Genomic DNA, 13,838 nt, shown 5'->3' on the forward strand with positions numbered 1-13,838 from the left:
TTTCAGTACGAGCAGGACCTTAATTTCGAAGTTTCAAACCGGAAACGAAGCCGAGACGCTCGCGTACATTAAATATGAGCGAAGGAAGCCAGGTTCTTGAAAACCTCATTCTCTTCGCGGAGCTTCTGAAACGGGCCGACACCCACCAGCTCTCCGTCTTTCATCACCAGCAAGCGGTCACAGTTTTTTATGGTGCTTAGGCGATGGGCAATCAGGATCACCGTTTTCAAGCCTTTGAGTTCGTCAATGGATTGTACGACTTCCGACTCCGTTTCGTTGTCGAGAGCAGAGGTCGCCTCGTCAAAAATCAGCACAGCGGGATTTCGATAGAGCGCCCGCGCGATGCCGATGCGCTGCCTTTGTCCGACAGAAAGCCGAACGCCGCCTTCGCCGATCACGGTGTGCTTCCCTTTCGGGGAATCTGCCACGACATCGCTCAAACGGGCGAGCTTGATTGCCTGATCGACCGCCTCGTTGTCGATCTCGGCTTCTTCAATCCCCAGTGCGATATTGTTCTGGATGGTATCATCCAGCAGATAAATCGTCTGCGGCACGTAACCCACGTGCTGCTGCCATTCTGTAATCACCTCTTTTTGATTGTATTCGTCCAGCAAGATCCGGCCTTTCGTCGGCGATAAAAGGCCGAGCAACAAGTCGACGATCGTGGTTTTGCCGGCGCCCGAGGCTCCGACGATGCCGATCGACGTGCCCGCGGCGATATCAAAGTTCAACGACTTGATGGCATCTCTGTCGGCGTTGGGGTATCGGAAGCTGACGTCTGAAAAGACAATTTTCCCGGTGAAAGTTTTGGACGAGCCCGGTTTCTCGGGTCTGCGCGTGGGCAGAGCCTTGGCCGCTGAAATATCTTCCGCGACAATCTCGATGGATTCTCTTGAGTTGTTGATGACGTTCGTTGCGCCGATTATCCGATTGGCTGAGGGGACAAGGCGCATAGCGGCGACAGCGTAAACAGACAGATAGGGGAATATCGATGTGGGCTCGTCCAGCGTCATGGCGAAATAAAGAATGGCCATAAGCCCGAACGACACAATCACTGTCTCGATCCATAAGCGCGGAATGACCGCCATGATTTGGCGAATGAATGTGAACTTCAGGGTGTCGTCAAAAGCCCGGCTGAATGACGTGACAAAAAAGTCTTCTTTCCCCAGTACGCGCGTCTCTTTGATGCTTCCAAGACCATGGTGTAATGATTTCAAAGCAATTTTTCGTGCCTCGATTTCACGTTTGCCCCACGCAATCAGCCGCTTTCTGAACACTGCGTAATAAACAAGTATGAGCGCGGAAAGCGTCGCCACAATGAATAAGGTGATGAAAAAATCAACGAACAATAGGAAAGAAAGCATGCCCAAAACGACCATGCTTTCGGAAAGAAGAATTAAATAACTCATCAATGCCCCGCCAAAAGCTTGTCGGCACGCGCTGTTGATGTTTTCGAAAAAATCCGCGGAGTTGCGTTCAATGTGCAGCGTATAGGGCGCGTACATATAATAATTCATCATCTTACGCGCAGCTAAATCTGTATTATTTTTAGTATACTTAGCCTGTATCCAATGTACCGTTAAAAGGAAGAAGTTTTTAAGTACAAACAGCCCTAATAGCAAAAACGCCAAGGCCATCAGGATATTATTCTTATCCATCAGGTCGAAAATCGGAAAAAACTCATTGAACCGCGAAACAGCCGTTGGCAATTCGCTCGGGTCGCTGAGCATGCCGACGAATGGAAATATCGTCGCGATACTGATCGTCTCGAGGAACATCGCGACCCACATCGACAAAAGAACGACTAATGCCTGGTTTCGCGTCGAACGGTCGATAACGGATATAAGCTTTAAAAAATCTTTGATCATTAATTATCCGGGGGCTGTCTGCTGTTTCTAAACGGCTTAGCGTTGCTTGCTAAGACAAGGAATCCATGCGCCGGCGACGGGCGGAACATCGAGGCGCATGACGTGCATTGTTGCGGGTGTCCGCTCTTTGACTCGAACTGGATTGATCGGCCCTCCGGGCATTCATAATGCTCGGGGTTAAACGCTGTTTTGTGCTTTCGCTAAACCGGGGTGGATCACCTGCAAGCCATGACTGCGCAGTCGCTCTGCGACATTTCTGGCCGCCTCTGGTGCCAGCGGCACCAGCACTTTTACTCCCGACGAGGCACTGTCCACCGAAATGATGGGCTGGCCCAGATGCCAGTTGCCGATCCGGCTCACGTCCTCGTCGATAAAATAATCCGGCAGCCGGCCAAGCTCGCTGACCGCCCAGGAAGCCCCTATCGCCGTTCCGAAGATCGCAAAAGGACCGCTTGAAACCTCGGATTTCGCGCATTCGGCGAATTCGTGAAGCCACGCCAGGGCGCTTTCGGCGATCAAAAGGGCATTATCGGCGCCCGCCCGGCGGGCTGTCGTTTCAGGGCTGTCCAGGCGGCAGAGCACCGACAGTTCCTTGAAAACGACACGATCGGAAATCCATTCTATGACGAACCCGGCACGGCCGAGAATCTCCGTTATGCTATCGGCCGTAAAATGAGAACAGTGATCGAAGATGGCAAGATCGAACGGGTTTTCACCGAGGTTGGGCACCTGAATGAAAACCCGGCCGTTGTCGTGCAGATACGTCGAGAGCGTTCGCAAGTATTCACTTGGGTTCGGAATGTGTTCAAGAAAGTGAATCATCGAAATCAGGTCGTATCTTTCTGTCCCTACGTTTTTCAGGTCGGTGTGAAAATTGCCGACCTGCGGCAAGGCCCTTATAGCTTCGGCGTGCTGTTCATCCCATTCAAGACCCGACAAGGACCATTGCGGAAACATTCGATGGAAGCTGCGCAGCATGTTGCCATTGCCGCATCCGATATCCAATAAAGCGCCGGTCTCATTCAGCGTATCCTGATGCAAAAGCGCCTCGACGACGCGCATCGAGCGTTCGCTCGCGAGCGGCCCGGAAAGATCGAAAGATACCTGCTCCTTACCGTCGCTTTGCGGATACATCGTATAGCTGCTGTAAATGTTCCGGCAACTTTCCTGCCAGGACGCGGAGGTGCATTTCTGTACCAGACCGCATGAGGGACAGCAGGCCAGTGTTATCGGTTCCGGCCACGGGCGGCAATCCGACGTCACCGCGGCGATGGCAGTATTTTGCCCGAGCGCACGTAAAGCCGCGCTGCAAACGTGACAGGTTAGGGATGTATCGTCAGCTGTTGGAATTTATCGGACTTTCGCCAAGTCGGTTGAACTGTTCAAGCACCCGGTCCAGCGGGTCGAATGCAAGATCTAACGCGGTGCACGTTTCTCCGGTATCGAGCGATGTAAATGGCGGGCAATCCTCGGCCGGAACATCGCGATCGACGGCCCGGACAGGGATGACCTGATCGGCACTTGCGCCGATCAGCCGCGCCAACTGCTGGGCGGCTTCGAAATAAGTGACGTCATCGGGACCGGAAAAATGATGAACGCCGCAGAGTGACGTTTCGATGGCGCGGCGAATGCCATCGGCGGCGGCGTGTGATGATAACGGTGCCAGCGTCTTATCGGTGAACGCTTCGATTTTCCGGCCCGCCAACAGGGCCGCCCGCCATGTTCTGAACAGGGTATCCGAGGGGGCCAGAACCTTGGTCAGCCGAATGACAAGGCCGTTCCCTGTTTTCGCGGCCACGATTTTCTCGGCTTCGGCTTTTTGGCGGCCGTATTCGCTCATGGGGCAGACGGCATCTGCGGTTTGACGTTGCGGTATGCTGCCGTCGAAAACCTTGTCACTGGATAAATAGATCAGGTGCACACCATTCGTGTCGGCGCGCGCGGCAAGGTGTTCGACCGCCCCGACATTGATGCGATGGCTCCCCTTTGGATCGTCTTTACACGCTGCCAGACGCGATATCGCCGCGGTTAAAACCCAGGTATCTGCCTTTGGGAAAGCCGGCCAGGTATCCGGCGAAGCACCGAGATCCAGATATATCGCCTCGCTCAGCGGCGATTGCCGGCGTGTGGTCTGGGCGACATGGTGTCCGTGAGATTCCAAATTCCCGGCCAACGCCGCGCCGATCATGCTATCGCCGCCAATAATCAAAACCCGCTTCATTGCGTATGGGGGGACGTCCGTTTGGCGCTGCAGATCACAAAAAGGTAATGGGCAAGCGGATGAAAACCGGTATGAACGACTTCGTCGTTCATGGAAAAAAGCAACACGGAATCGAAATAGGCCTCAAAAGCGGCTTTTAAATCCAGACCCGATTTACAGTTCACGTGGCCCGCTTTACTCGCCGGCGAGGCATGGTTTTGCGATTCCAGGCTCGGCATTCCGACAATCAAGATACCGTTGCCGCTAAGGCTGGCGTGCAGGTTTTCGATATAGCGATGCTCGTTGCTCGCCGGAATATGCTCCATCACGTCGAGGCTATAAATCCCATCGAACGATCCGTCTACGGGGCCGTCCATGATATCATGCACGGCAAGTTCGACGGGCCACCTTGGGTCGACGATCTGTTTGCCGTCCTCGATAAAAACCGGATCAAAATCGATGCCGGTTAACTTCCCGACGCTCTGGCGAACGATACGCGATCCGAAACCGTCGCCGCATCCAACTTCAAGAACATTGTCGCGCCCCCCAAGCATTTTGCTGACGAATTTGTAACGCGACAGCATGAACACCAGGCGCTTCGGGTCGTCGTGCCAGACGTATCCGCTCATCAGGCCGAATCGCGGCAGACCCTGTTTTTCACGCAGCTCTACGCACACGTTATATTGCGGCTCTTTGGTCTGGTCGTCGTTCATGGCTTTTGCATCCCGGGCTTCGTTATCAGCGCTCTTTTGTGTAAGAGGCATACATCATTTCGCGCCCGAAGAACGGCGCGAGGGCGGTCATGCCGGCAACATCGGCGGGCGTAATCGCGGGCTTTGAAAAGGCCGCGATGGTCTCGGCGACCGCCGCGCCGGCGTTCGGGGAAACGGGCTGCACCGCGGCCTGGATGCGCGCCAAGGCCGCGAGGAGTTCGGATTCACTGCCGTTGTTGTACTCGAACGACATGGCGGCCTCGAGAAGGTCGGTTGAGGCGGCTTCAATCTCGCGGGCATGATCGGGGTGGGCGCTGTTTTTGATTTCTCTGTAATCCAAAAGATTATGAGCGGCGCTATAAAAGCTCTCGAGGAACACCGAATTGAAACGGCGCTGCCCTCCATAGAGGCTTTTGTACCAACGCCAGTCGCAAATGAACTTTGGCGAAAAACCGAAATGATCGAAGGACGGCTCCAGTGCCTTAACGGTCATTGCCGGCGTCAGACAAACGCCGTACCAGGCGGGGTTGATCATGTTGTCGACGATCCAGTCTTCGTGCGGGCGTGACATATCCGCAAGGGTCGCAAGATGCGGGCCGAACGCTGCAAGAAGGGGCGCCAGCCGCTCTTCCATCGCACCGTCAGGACAAAGCCGAACGGCAAGAATTCGCCTTAGCGTATTTGCCAGCAGCCCGATCGGCGATACCAGCGAAACGCAAAGCACCCCGCCCTGACAGACGAAGCCGCCAAGTTTGGTGAGCATGGTTTGCTCGTGCGCCGCCGATCCAAGCCACCCCTCGCAGATGACAAGGTCGAAGGGATGATCCGGGGTAAAGTCCTCAAGGCGCGCTTGCACGACATCCGGTGTCGTGTGCTCAATATCGAGTTGACCGTACAGTTCCTCTATCTCGCGCACCGCGACGGGGTTTGGCTCCACCATCGTGAACTGCTGCGGCTTACATGATGCGATGAAGATACTATTGTGCCCCGACCCGGGGGCAACTTCCAGAACGCGCGCGCCCTCAATCAGTTTCGGCAGCACACCTAAGGAACGATACAACGACCGGCGGCGGTCGAGGTGGCGCGCCAGATCGGAAATATCCTGGTGGACAGGCGAGACGCCGCGTTCAAGATAGAACTCGAGGTGTGTATTCGGCGCTTTCAACGCAGGCCCCATTTGTTCAATTGCCTCATTCGAAAAATATAAATCCGATGTCGCCGTCATACCCGGCACGTTCAGCTTCCCAGATCCACTCGTCCGTGCTCATAAAGCTCATGCATGTGAGCTGCCAGTAAAGCAGATTCATTTTTTCGCGTTCGTTACGGTAGGACTCTATGCACAAGTATGCATCTTTGCGCCGCACCCGCTGCATTTCCTTGAGAGCTGCGTCCAACTCGTAATTTCGAAGGTTATGAAACACGTTCAGCGAATAAACAAAATCGAATGAATTGTCCTCGAACGGCAGGCTCTGGCAGTCGCCAACCTTCAGAAAAGGCCGCACTTCCTCTTTTGCGTTTTCGATTCCGTAGGCAGAGATATCGATGCCGCTCACTTCTATGCCAGGAACAACCTGCGTGAATTCATACAACAGGAAAGCCTTGCCGCAGCCGATATCCAGAATCCGGTCGCCTGCCTTGAGCCCGTAATGAGCCGCCATTTCTTCGGCGACCACGCGCCAGCGGCCGTCGTACGAGTAGCCGCCGTAACCGAACTGCCGCTCGCCATCCCAATAGTCATATCCCCACTGCCGCGCCACGGACGCGCATTCCGCCTTGTCGTGTTCGACGACACGCTGGACGTAATCGCGTTTGGTGGCGGTATGCAGTTTGCCGAGAAAATCAATTTCCTGCATGGCGTCCGATCCCTTTCGGGCAATGCGGCATCGTCAAGTGAAGCCGCCAGATGGTTTCGATCCGTTGGATGTCGTCTTCCGTCTGCACCGTGTAGTCTTCGACGGCGGCATACACGGTACCGCCATGACGGCGCAGTTTATCCCATAGTTTGGCGCGCCGCTCGTGCTCGGCGGGCATCATGAACAAGCTGTAAAGTACGACCCCCTCGACGGACGGCAGTTCGTCGAAAACCCGCTCAAGCATCATATAACAATTTTCCATCGCGTATTCGGTCGCGCTCAGCAAAAACTGTTTGTCCAGCCTGGTGCAGAAATTCCGGATAACCAGATTTTGCACATGTTGCGGCGCGCGTGATCCATAATACGAGCGCGACCCGATATAGCCGCGAAGGCCATGTCTGGCCGATGCAGGGCGGTCATTCATCGCCGAAGCCTTGTGGCAGGTTGTAATCTAGGGCCATTTCCGTGACCGCGCGCATGGTGATGGGTTCGAAAAATTCACCCAGCCGCTTGTCCGCATAAGGAGAGAACAGGCTTTTGAAGCGACAGTTCATCGACCAGCGGGTCTCGGGCTCTTCGTTGACGCGGTTGCCGTGCATAAGCGTCTGCGAAAAAACCAGCACATGGCCATATGGGACATTCATCCACTCGACATCGTTCTCAATGGCGGCGAACAGGTCTTCCTCGCTGGACCCCTTGAAGTCGCTGCTCATGTTGTTTTGTATTTTTCGGTCAGGTCCCGGCGGCGTCAGGTACATCGATTTGGTGTCATGGCAATCGACCAGGGGCACCCAAAGGACAATCTCGAAAGGGGAATCGCCGGACCAGACATCCGCATGGACCGGCAGGATCGAACTTTGATCGTCGGGAAGCTGGATCGACAGATTGACGCGGCGCTGCATGGCGAGTTCGTTGCCGACGATCGAATAAATCGCGTTACGTGCCAACGCAAAATATGCCGGACGGAGCCAGGTTTGCCGATTGAGCGCTTCAATGACGGAGAGTCTGACGCCGTTCAGCTCATCGACGCTGATGTATTCATGAAACCCGTTCAGAAAGGCGTCAATATCTTCGGGGATTCCCCTGCCCAACGCGACGGCCGCGTGCTCGGCGGCACAGGCACGGATGGCGTTCAGGGCCTGCATGTCTTCGACCGGTTGCAGAATATACCCTTTATCCATGAAGGTTTTTGCTGCGTGCGCGGCGTCAGGTTCTATGAATGTGTAATCGGACATACGTTTCTCTCGACTAGGAATAATTCCCGCTTCCACTCAGCGCCGGGCATCCAGCGCTTTTTGAATGCTTTCGGCAATGCCGGCCGGTTGCAGGCCAAAGGCTTCCAGTAGTTCGTCCTGCGAGCCGTAATTCAGCGGGAAGATATCATCGAGGCCAAGCCGGACGATACCCAATTCGGGCATGACATGCCCGTCGATCAAAAGCTCGCTCACGGCGCTGCCCAGCCCCCCTGATTTGAAATGCTCCTCGAGCGTGACGACAAGCTTGCTCCGAGCCGCCGAAATGACGGCGTCCAAGTCGAGCGGCTTGATCGTCGGCAGATGGGTGACGCCTGTCGATATGCCTTCTGCATTCAATGCATCGGCGGCATCAAGGGCGCGCTTCGACATAACACCGGTGGAAATGATCTGGACATCGTTCCCATTCGAGAGGGGCACGGCACGGCCAATCTCGAAATCTTGCTGGTCGCCGGTGATGACGGGATCGCCGCCCTTGCCAAGACGAATATATATGGGGTGCGGCCAGTCCGGCGTCACGGCCATGAAGCGCGTCATTTCCTCGGCGTCGGCGGGCGCCACGACGGTCATGTTGGGCAGCGCACGGGTAATCGCAATATCCTCGGTCGCAAGGTGTGTCGGACCAAGAGGTGCATATACGAGACCGCCGCCGTTGCCGATCAGGCGCACCGGCAAATCGTGCAGGCACAGATCGACGGCCAGTTGTTCGTAGCAGCGGCGGGTGATGAATGTTGCGATCGTATTGACGTACGGAATGAATCCGTCCATCGCCAAACCCGCCGCCATGCCGATGATGTGCTGCTCGGAAACGCCTTCCATGTAAAAACGTTCCGGCATCGCGTGTTTCATTTCGTCCAGCACGCCAGGCCCGAGATCGGAGCCGACAAAGACGATCCGGGGATCTTTCTTGGCCAGTTCGAAAACCATATTCAGGCAGGTTTTACGCATCAGGATTCCTTCGCCAGAGCAGCGTACATGGCCTCAATCTGATCGGCAGGTACACGTGATTTGTGGTGCCAGGTCGGCTCGTTCTCGGCGAATGCCACCCCCTTGCCCTTGACGGTATGCGCGATGACCATCGTCGGCTTTGCGTTGCCGAGCGGGGTTGAAAGATGTTTCCGCAAAGCCTCGACATCATGACCGTCGCACTCGACCGTTTCGAAGCCGAAGGCACGCCACTTGTCCGCCAGCGGTTCCATATTCAGAACTTCGGCGGTGCGGCCGTATGATTGCAATTTATTGTAGTCCACGACAGCAGTCAGATTTTCAAGCCCGTGCTTGGTCGCGGACATCGCCGCTTCCCAAACCGACCCTTCATTGATTTCACCGTCGCCCATAACCACGAACACACGCGTATCGGCCTTTTTTATACGCGCCGCCAGGGCAATCCCGACGCCGATTGAAAGCCCGTGCCCGAGGGCTCCGGTGGAGGCCTCGACGCCCGGCACCTTGGCGCGTTCCGGATGGCCGCCGAGCATGCTCGGGAAATGACAGAAGGTTCGCATCTCCTGCCTTGAAAAATATCCGTGCGCCGCCAAGGCGGCATATTGGGCAAGGCAGCCGTGTCCTTTCGACAGGATGCATCGATCGCGGCCGTCCCACGCCGGATCATCGGGACGATGGCGTGCGACATCGTCGTAGATCACACGCAGGATCTCGATAAGAGACATGGAGGAGCCGAGGTGCCCGCGGCCACCGCCATCGAGCGCATCGATCACCAGTCGGCGCAGATCCTTGGAACGCTCGTCCAGCGGGGGCGAGTGCGGAAACATTTCATCAGAAAACATGTGTGCCATCAGTTGTTCAAAAGCCTTGTACTCGCTTCTATGTCGGCCAGCAGCCGCGTTGCTTTAGTGAGTTGAGCAGAGAATATCTCGTCTGCTTCTTCCGAGGTGCCCGCGGCACGGCGGCGGGCCATGCGTTCGGGCAGGAACTCATTCAACACGATCATGCCCCAGCGCAAACCGATCATCGGGTATAGCGCATTAAGGCGGGTCATAAAAAAAGTGTCGTTGTCAGTAAATATGCTTCTACAGGCGGCCGTGAAACGATCCTTCTGCGCTTTATCGAGCACATGTCCCGGATGCAGAAGAAAATCACTGACGAGCCGGACCGGATCGTCCCAGCCGAAGTATTCGAAGTCCACGAACACAAGAGAGCCGTTCTGTGCCCGCACGGCGTTATGCAATCCGAAATCGGACGGGCTCAATGTTTGGTGTTGGCGCGGCAAAGGATCATTGGATTCTATTCCCGCGCTTTTCAGGATTCTTATGGCCCGGGCTTTGTATCGCTCAAGAGACGGGTCAAAAGCGGTCTGCAAAAACCGCTTCAGTTCCGCATGCGAGTTCGTGACCTCTTCGAGCCGCCGTCGTCTCTGATCGACCTGCACCATGACGTCGTCCGGCGCGGGGCAAGCTTCCGCGGCGGCGGGCAGGTCATCCGCATCCATGTGATCACGCGCTTCGTAGAGATGTCTCACGAAATCAATGCAGGCTTCTATATCATCGGTGTTCGCGAATGTTTCGGCGGGCGTGCCGTTGGCCGTCATCACGGCGATGCGTGCTTCCTGATTTTGACCGACAAGGGTTGGCGTGCAATCGAAACCGTGCCGGCTCATGAAATCAAGGGCGCGGGTTTCCGAAAAAAAGCGGTCACGCGTTTCATCGGGCGATTGAGGATAGTGCTTGGCTATAAAAGACCCGCCCGCGGTTTCGAGCAACAAGGTCACGTTGTTACGGCCACGGGTCAGTTGGCGTGCGCGCAACGCCGGAAACCCGATGATGTCGGCCGCGGCAGCGAGAACATGCGCCTCGACGCCGTTCATGTCCGGCTGTTCATCGGCCAAAGACAGCGCGCTCAATGCTTTGCCAATCGGCATGTCGCTCGAACAGGCTGTCCGGCTGTGCGCCGCCCGAGGCGTCATAGAGGATTCTGCTGACATTTTCCGGAAAACCCGGCTCTTGGAACACTTCCACCAGGTCGTCGACAAACCACGTGCATCCCAGTTGCGCGATCCGATTGATTTTCTCTGTTCGTGTGCTCTCAAAGAATACATTGCTTCGGTTCAGGCCGTAGCCGTCGGCGTCGAAAAATCCCTGCGCCGTCATCCACATCATGGCCGCTTCGCGGAGGTTGACGCGGTCGTTGTCGTAATGACCGTATTCCGTTTTGTGGCTGACGATTACCACGGGGGCGGCGTATTTTTTGCACGCGCTCAGAAACTCGCCCGCGCCCGGCATTAACGTGGCGCCGTGCATGCGTTTACCGTAAACCTCGCCTTGTAAGGCCATCCATTTTTTTTCGCCGCCCTTCAGGCCGAGCACATGCGTTCGCACTTCTGTTTTTGAGAGCGGCGATGCACCCTGGATAAAGCCGTGTTCTCGCGCAGCGTCGCTAAAAACATGGTCATACCCGGCGAGCGTGTTGTCGAAATCGAGACCAATCAGCAAAGCGTTTCCGATTATTTCTGGTTCGTGTCTTGCATCGTGTGTGGCGGTAGGGAACCAAGGCCGGCTATTTGCCCTGGAAATCACGCCTTGGCGCTATTTGTTCCGATTGAACGGTCATGCATTTCATTCGGCACAATCAGCTCGCGGTATTTAAGGGCAAACCGCGCGCCGATTTTACCGGCACATTCGTGATCGGGCTTATGGGACAGGTAAAGCTTGCCGTAAATATCCTGAATTTCCCTCGCCTGTTCGGGGGGCTGCCGGCCATCCAGGATGTCGAGTATGTCCTTAACGCCATCCAGAATATCGTCATCCGTAGACGGCAGTTGTTCATATAGGCCCCAGGTTGGGTGATTGCTGTGTACACGATCCCAGCCCACGAAATAACCGTTTGCCTGTGCTTCCCAGTATGGAACCGGAACGCCGCTACGGGGGTTTGCCAGCAACCGGGGAACCAGAACCGAAGCGCGGTTATAGCGGCTGAAATTGTACGGGCTATGATTGGTTGAAACGAGGGGCACATTGAAAATGGACGCGACCGAATCGATCCCGGACAATGAAGAGATAAAGAAGCGGCATTTTGCAGCGATATAAATGTCCATGAAATCGCTGCGATACGTCGTTGCGTAGTCGATAATACGGGGGTTCATGCCACTTGGAAGCGGCTTTTCCACCACGGCACCGACCCGGATTGCGAAGCCGCCGCTTTCGGCAATATGCGTCGCCGCTTTGAGCATGGAATGAACATCGACGTTTCGAGCAAGCTGAAAACGCTCGTTCCACAGCGCTTTCTGATCAGGGCGCCAGGTTTCGAGGTATTGGTTGTCACGGGCGTGAAACGCGACAAACCAGTCATCTTCGCCGATGCCCATTTTTAACAGTTCCTGGCGGCCCTTCTCTTCCTCCTCGGGTGTGAAGCTCAAAACCGGTTCGGTTTGATCGTATACGCGATAATCAATGTGCGTATCTTGATAGCGTTCCCAGAACCGCGTGCGCGAAAGTATCGGGCGTATGGAGAATGCCAGCCACGTGCCGATTTTGCTCTCGATAAACCGGACGGGATAGGCGTCGGTTCGCAGCCACATTTCGAAAAGCTGTCGATTGGATGGGTTGAGTCCAAAAAAAATGTACAAGGTGCGCTTTGGCATGCCGTGCACCTGCATGCGTCGAATGAACACCTCTGCATTTTCTGCCAGGTGTCCGATCCGTTGCGTGTACATCGTGCCGAATCGAAACTTAAAGAAAGGCTCTATCAAATAGAGCATGGGCAGGCCGATGAGCGTAAAGGCCAGCCGATAGATTTGCCGGAAACAAGTGATGATGTAGGGCTTAATCGGCATTGTGTTTCAAGTTCCTCAGGCGATCGAGTTCTTGCCAAACAGCGGCCGTGGACTCACATCGCGCGAGGTGTCCTGCGCTGGTGATGTTTTTTCTTTGCGGCTGAGCAAAGCCAAGCCGCAAGCAAGGACGCACACCGGTGACGGAGAAGCGCTCACCGTCATTTCATGCTCTTTTCCTGCATCAACTTGATGTTGAAGTATTTCGGATCGTCCATCGGATCGGGGACCCGGCCGTCGGCAAAGGCCTCTGCCAGATCGCGGACGGCATCGACGACGGTGCGCGTTGCGGTGAAACCCAACTCGGTGCGCATTTTCTCTGACGAGACGTGATACGAACGGTTGTCGTCGCTCGGCACGCTTACGATCTCGACGTCGGTGCCGAGGCCTTCGCGGACCATCTCGGCGATGTCCTTGACTTTGAAGTTCTCGTACCCGGCGTTGTAGATCTTGCCGTCGATCTTTTCGTCGTCGCACTGCAAAAGGAACAGATACAGATCGACCATGTCGTCGATGTGGATGTTCGGGCGTTTTTGCTCGCCGCCGAAGACCGTGATCTTGCCCTTGTTGAGGGCATGATTGGTAAGGATGTTGACGGTCAGGTCAAGGCGCAGCCGGGGCGCATAGCCGCACACGGTCGACGGGCGGATGGTGCAGGTGACGAAACCGGGCGCGCGCTCTTCATCCAGAACCTTTTCGCAAAGCGCCTTGTATTTGGAATAGTCGGTCAACGGCTCCAGGGACATGTCCTCGGTGACGTTTTCCTCTTCCTTGATGCCGTAGACGCTTGATGATGAGGCGTAGATGAAGCGTTTGACGCCGGCGGCTTTCGATGCCTGAACCAGCGGGCGGAACGCATCGTAGTTGATGGACTTTCCGAGATCGGGATCGAGGTCGTAGGACGGATCGTTGGAAATACAGGCGAGGTGAATGACCGCGGTGCACCCCTGAAGCGCCTTCGCCACGGCTTCGGGATCGCGCAGATCGCCTTTGACTTCGGTGAGCCGGCCACTGTCGCGGTAATCCTTGAACAGGTCCTCACCGTACAGATAAAGATCGAGCACCGAGACTTCATGGCCTTCGGCGAGCAACTTCGGCACCAGCGCACTGCCGACATAGCCGGCACCGCCCGTGACAAGGACTTTCCACTGTTTTTTTGACATCG

At 55.6% G+C, this 13,838-nt stretch carries 14 protein-coding genes; all 14 read right to left on the minus strand.

Annotation, left to right across the window (positions count from 1 at the left end):
* Positions 1 to 68: 68 nt before the first annotated feature.
* The 14 genes from L2D14_02545 to L2D14_02610 all read right to left on the minus strand — a co-directional run bounded on the left by L2D14_02545 (position 69) and on the right by L2D14_02610 (position 13,836).
* Positions 69 to 1,868: an ABC transporter ATP-binding protein gene (locus L2D14_02545; GenBank protein ID WNK00314.1), complete on the minus strand. Its 1,800-nt coding sequence runs from the start codon at positions 1,866 to 1,868 to the stop codon at positions 69 to 71.
* A gap of 177 nt (positions 1,869 to 2,045) precedes the next feature.
* A complete protein-coding gene (locus L2D14_02550) occupies positions 2,046 to 3,002 on the minus strand; it encodes a class I SAM-dependent methyltransferase (protein ID WNK00315.1) in 957 nt (318 codons plus the stop codon).
* A gap of 202 nt (positions 3,003 to 3,204) precedes the next feature.
* The gene (locus tag L2D14_02555) at positions 3,205 to 4,089 is read right to left on the minus strand and encodes a sugar nucleotide-binding protein (GenBank protein WNK00316.1); all 885 of its coding nucleotides are present in this window, start codon (positions 4,087 to 4,089) and stop codon (positions 3,205 to 3,207) included.
* Entirely contained in the window at positions 4,086 to 4,781 is a 696-nt protein-coding gene (locus L2D14_02560; protein WNK00317.1) for a class I SAM-dependent methyltransferase, read from the minus strand. The genes L2D14_02555 and L2D14_02560 overlap by 4 nt, the downstream gene beginning before the upstream one ends.
* Before the next feature lie 25 nt (positions 4,782 to 4,806).
* A complete protein-coding gene (locus L2D14_02565; GenBank protein ID WNK00318.1) occupies positions 4,807 to 6,006 on the minus strand; it encodes a class I SAM-dependent methyltransferase in 1,200 nt (399 codons plus the stop codon).
* Positions 5,972 to 6,634, minus strand: a complete 663-nt coding sequence (locus L2D14_02570) for a class I SAM-dependent methyltransferase (protein ID WNK00319.1) — start codon at positions 6,632 to 6,634, stop codon at positions 5,972 to 5,974. Before L2D14_02570 ends, L2D14_02565 begins: the two co-directional genes overlap by 35 nt.
* The gene (locus L2D14_02575) at positions 6,621 to 7,058 is read right to left on the minus strand and encodes a sporadic carbohydrate cluster protein, TIGR04323 family (protein ID WNK00320.1); all 438 of its coding nucleotides are present in this window, start codon (positions 7,056 to 7,058) and stop codon (positions 6,621 to 6,623) included. The genes L2D14_02570 and L2D14_02575 overlap by 14 nt, the downstream gene beginning before the upstream one ends.
* Positions 7,051 to 7,869 (minus strand): hypothetical protein, encoded by an 819-nt coding sequence (locus L2D14_02580; protein WNK00321.1) that lies wholly within the window; start codon positions 7,867 to 7,869, stop codon positions 7,051 to 7,053. The genes L2D14_02575 and L2D14_02580 overlap by 8 nt, the downstream gene beginning before the upstream one ends.
* Before the next feature lie 36 nt (positions 7,870 to 7,905).
* Positions 7,906 to 8,835: a transketolase C-terminal domain-containing protein gene (locus L2D14_02585; GenBank protein ID WNK00322.1), complete on the minus strand. Its 930-nt coding sequence runs from the start codon at positions 8,833 to 8,835 to the stop codon at positions 7,906 to 7,908.
* Positions 8,835 to 9,674 carry a transketolase gene (locus L2D14_02590; protein ID WNK00323.1) on the minus strand — a complete coding sequence of 280 codons (840 nt, stop codon included), beginning with the start codon at positions 9,672 to 9,674 and terminating at the stop codon, positions 8,835 to 8,837. The genes L2D14_02585 and L2D14_02590 overlap by 1 nt, the downstream gene beginning before the upstream one ends.
* An 8-nt stretch (positions 9,675 to 9,682) precedes the next feature.
* The gene (locus L2D14_02595) at positions 9,683 to 10,711 is read right to left on the minus strand and encodes a hypothetical protein (protein WNK00324.1); all 1,029 of its coding nucleotides are present in this window, start codon (positions 10,709 to 10,711) and stop codon (positions 9,683 to 9,685) included.
* Between the two features lie 10 nt (positions 10,712 to 10,721).
* Entirely contained in the window at positions 10,722 to 11,420 is a 699-nt protein-coding gene (locus L2D14_02600; GenBank protein WNK00325.1) for a hypothetical protein, read from the minus strand.
* The gene (locus L2D14_02605) at positions 11,417 to 12,676 is read right to left on the minus strand and encodes a TIGR04372 family glycosyltransferase (protein ID WNK00326.1); all 1,260 of its coding nucleotides are present in this window, start codon (positions 12,674 to 12,676) and stop codon (positions 11,417 to 11,419) included. Before L2D14_02605 ends, L2D14_02600 begins: the two co-directional genes overlap by 4 nt.
* Before the next feature lie 158 nt (positions 12,677 to 12,834).
* A complete protein-coding gene (locus L2D14_02610; protein WNK00327.1) occupies positions 12,835 to 13,836 on the minus strand; it encodes an NAD-dependent epimerase/dehydratase family protein in 1,002 nt (333 codons plus the stop codon).
* Positions 13,837 to 13,838 lie beyond the last annotated feature (2 nt).

The organism is Thalassospiraceae bacterium LMO-JJ14 (genome assembly GCA_021555105.2).
Taxonomy (GTDB): Bacteria; Pseudomonadota; Alphaproteobacteria; order Rhodospirillales; family Casp-alpha2; genus UBA4479.

Coding starts and splice junctions, on each gene's coding strand:
- L2D14_02545 (WNK00314.1), bottom strand. CDS start 1,868: ATGATCAAAGATTTTTTAAAGCTTATATCCGTTATCGACCGTTCGACG.
- L2D14_02550 (WNK00315.1), bottom strand. CDS start 3,002: ATGTATCCGCAAAGCGACGGTAAGGAGCAGGTATCTTTCGATCTTTCC.
- L2D14_02555 (WNK00316.1), bottom strand. CDS start 4,089: ATGAAGCGGGTTTTGATTATTGGCGGCGATAGCATGATCGGCGCGGCG.
- L2D14_02560 (WNK00317.1), bottom strand. CDS start 4,781: ATGAACGACGACCAGACCAAAGAGCCGCAATATAACGTGTGCGTAGAG.
- L2D14_02565 (WNK00318.1), bottom strand. CDS start 6,006: ATGACGGCGACATCGGATTTATATTTTTCGAATGAGGCAATTGAACAA.
- L2D14_02570 (WNK00319.1), bottom strand. CDS start 6,634: ATGCAGGAAATTGATTTTCTCGGCAAACTGCATACCGCCACCAAACGC.
- L2D14_02575 (WNK00320.1), bottom strand. CDS start 7,058: ATGAATGACCGCCCTGCATCGGCCAGACATGGCCTTCGCGGCTATATC.
- L2D14_02580 (WNK00321.1), bottom strand. CDS start 7,869: ATGTCCGATTACACATTCATAGAACCTGACGCCGCGCACGCAGCAAAA.
- L2D14_02585 (WNK00322.1), bottom strand. CDS start 8,835: ATGCGTAAAACCTGCCTGAATATGGTTTTCGAACTGGCCAAGAAAGAT.
- L2D14_02590 (WNK00323.1), bottom strand. CDS start 9,674: ATGTTTTCTGATGAAATGTTTCCGCACTCGCCCCCGCTGGACGAGCGT.
- L2D14_02595 (WNK00324.1), bottom strand. CDS start 10,711: ATGAACGGCGTCGAGGCGCATGTTCTCGCTGCCGCGGCCGACATCATC.
- L2D14_02605 (WNK00326.1), bottom strand. CDS start 12,676: ATGCCGATTAAGCCCTACATCATCACTTGTTTCCGGCAAATCTATCGG.
- L2D14_02610 (WNK00327.1), bottom strand. CDS start 13,836: ATGTCAAAAAAACAGTGGAAAGTCCTTGTCACGGGCGGTGCCGGCTAT.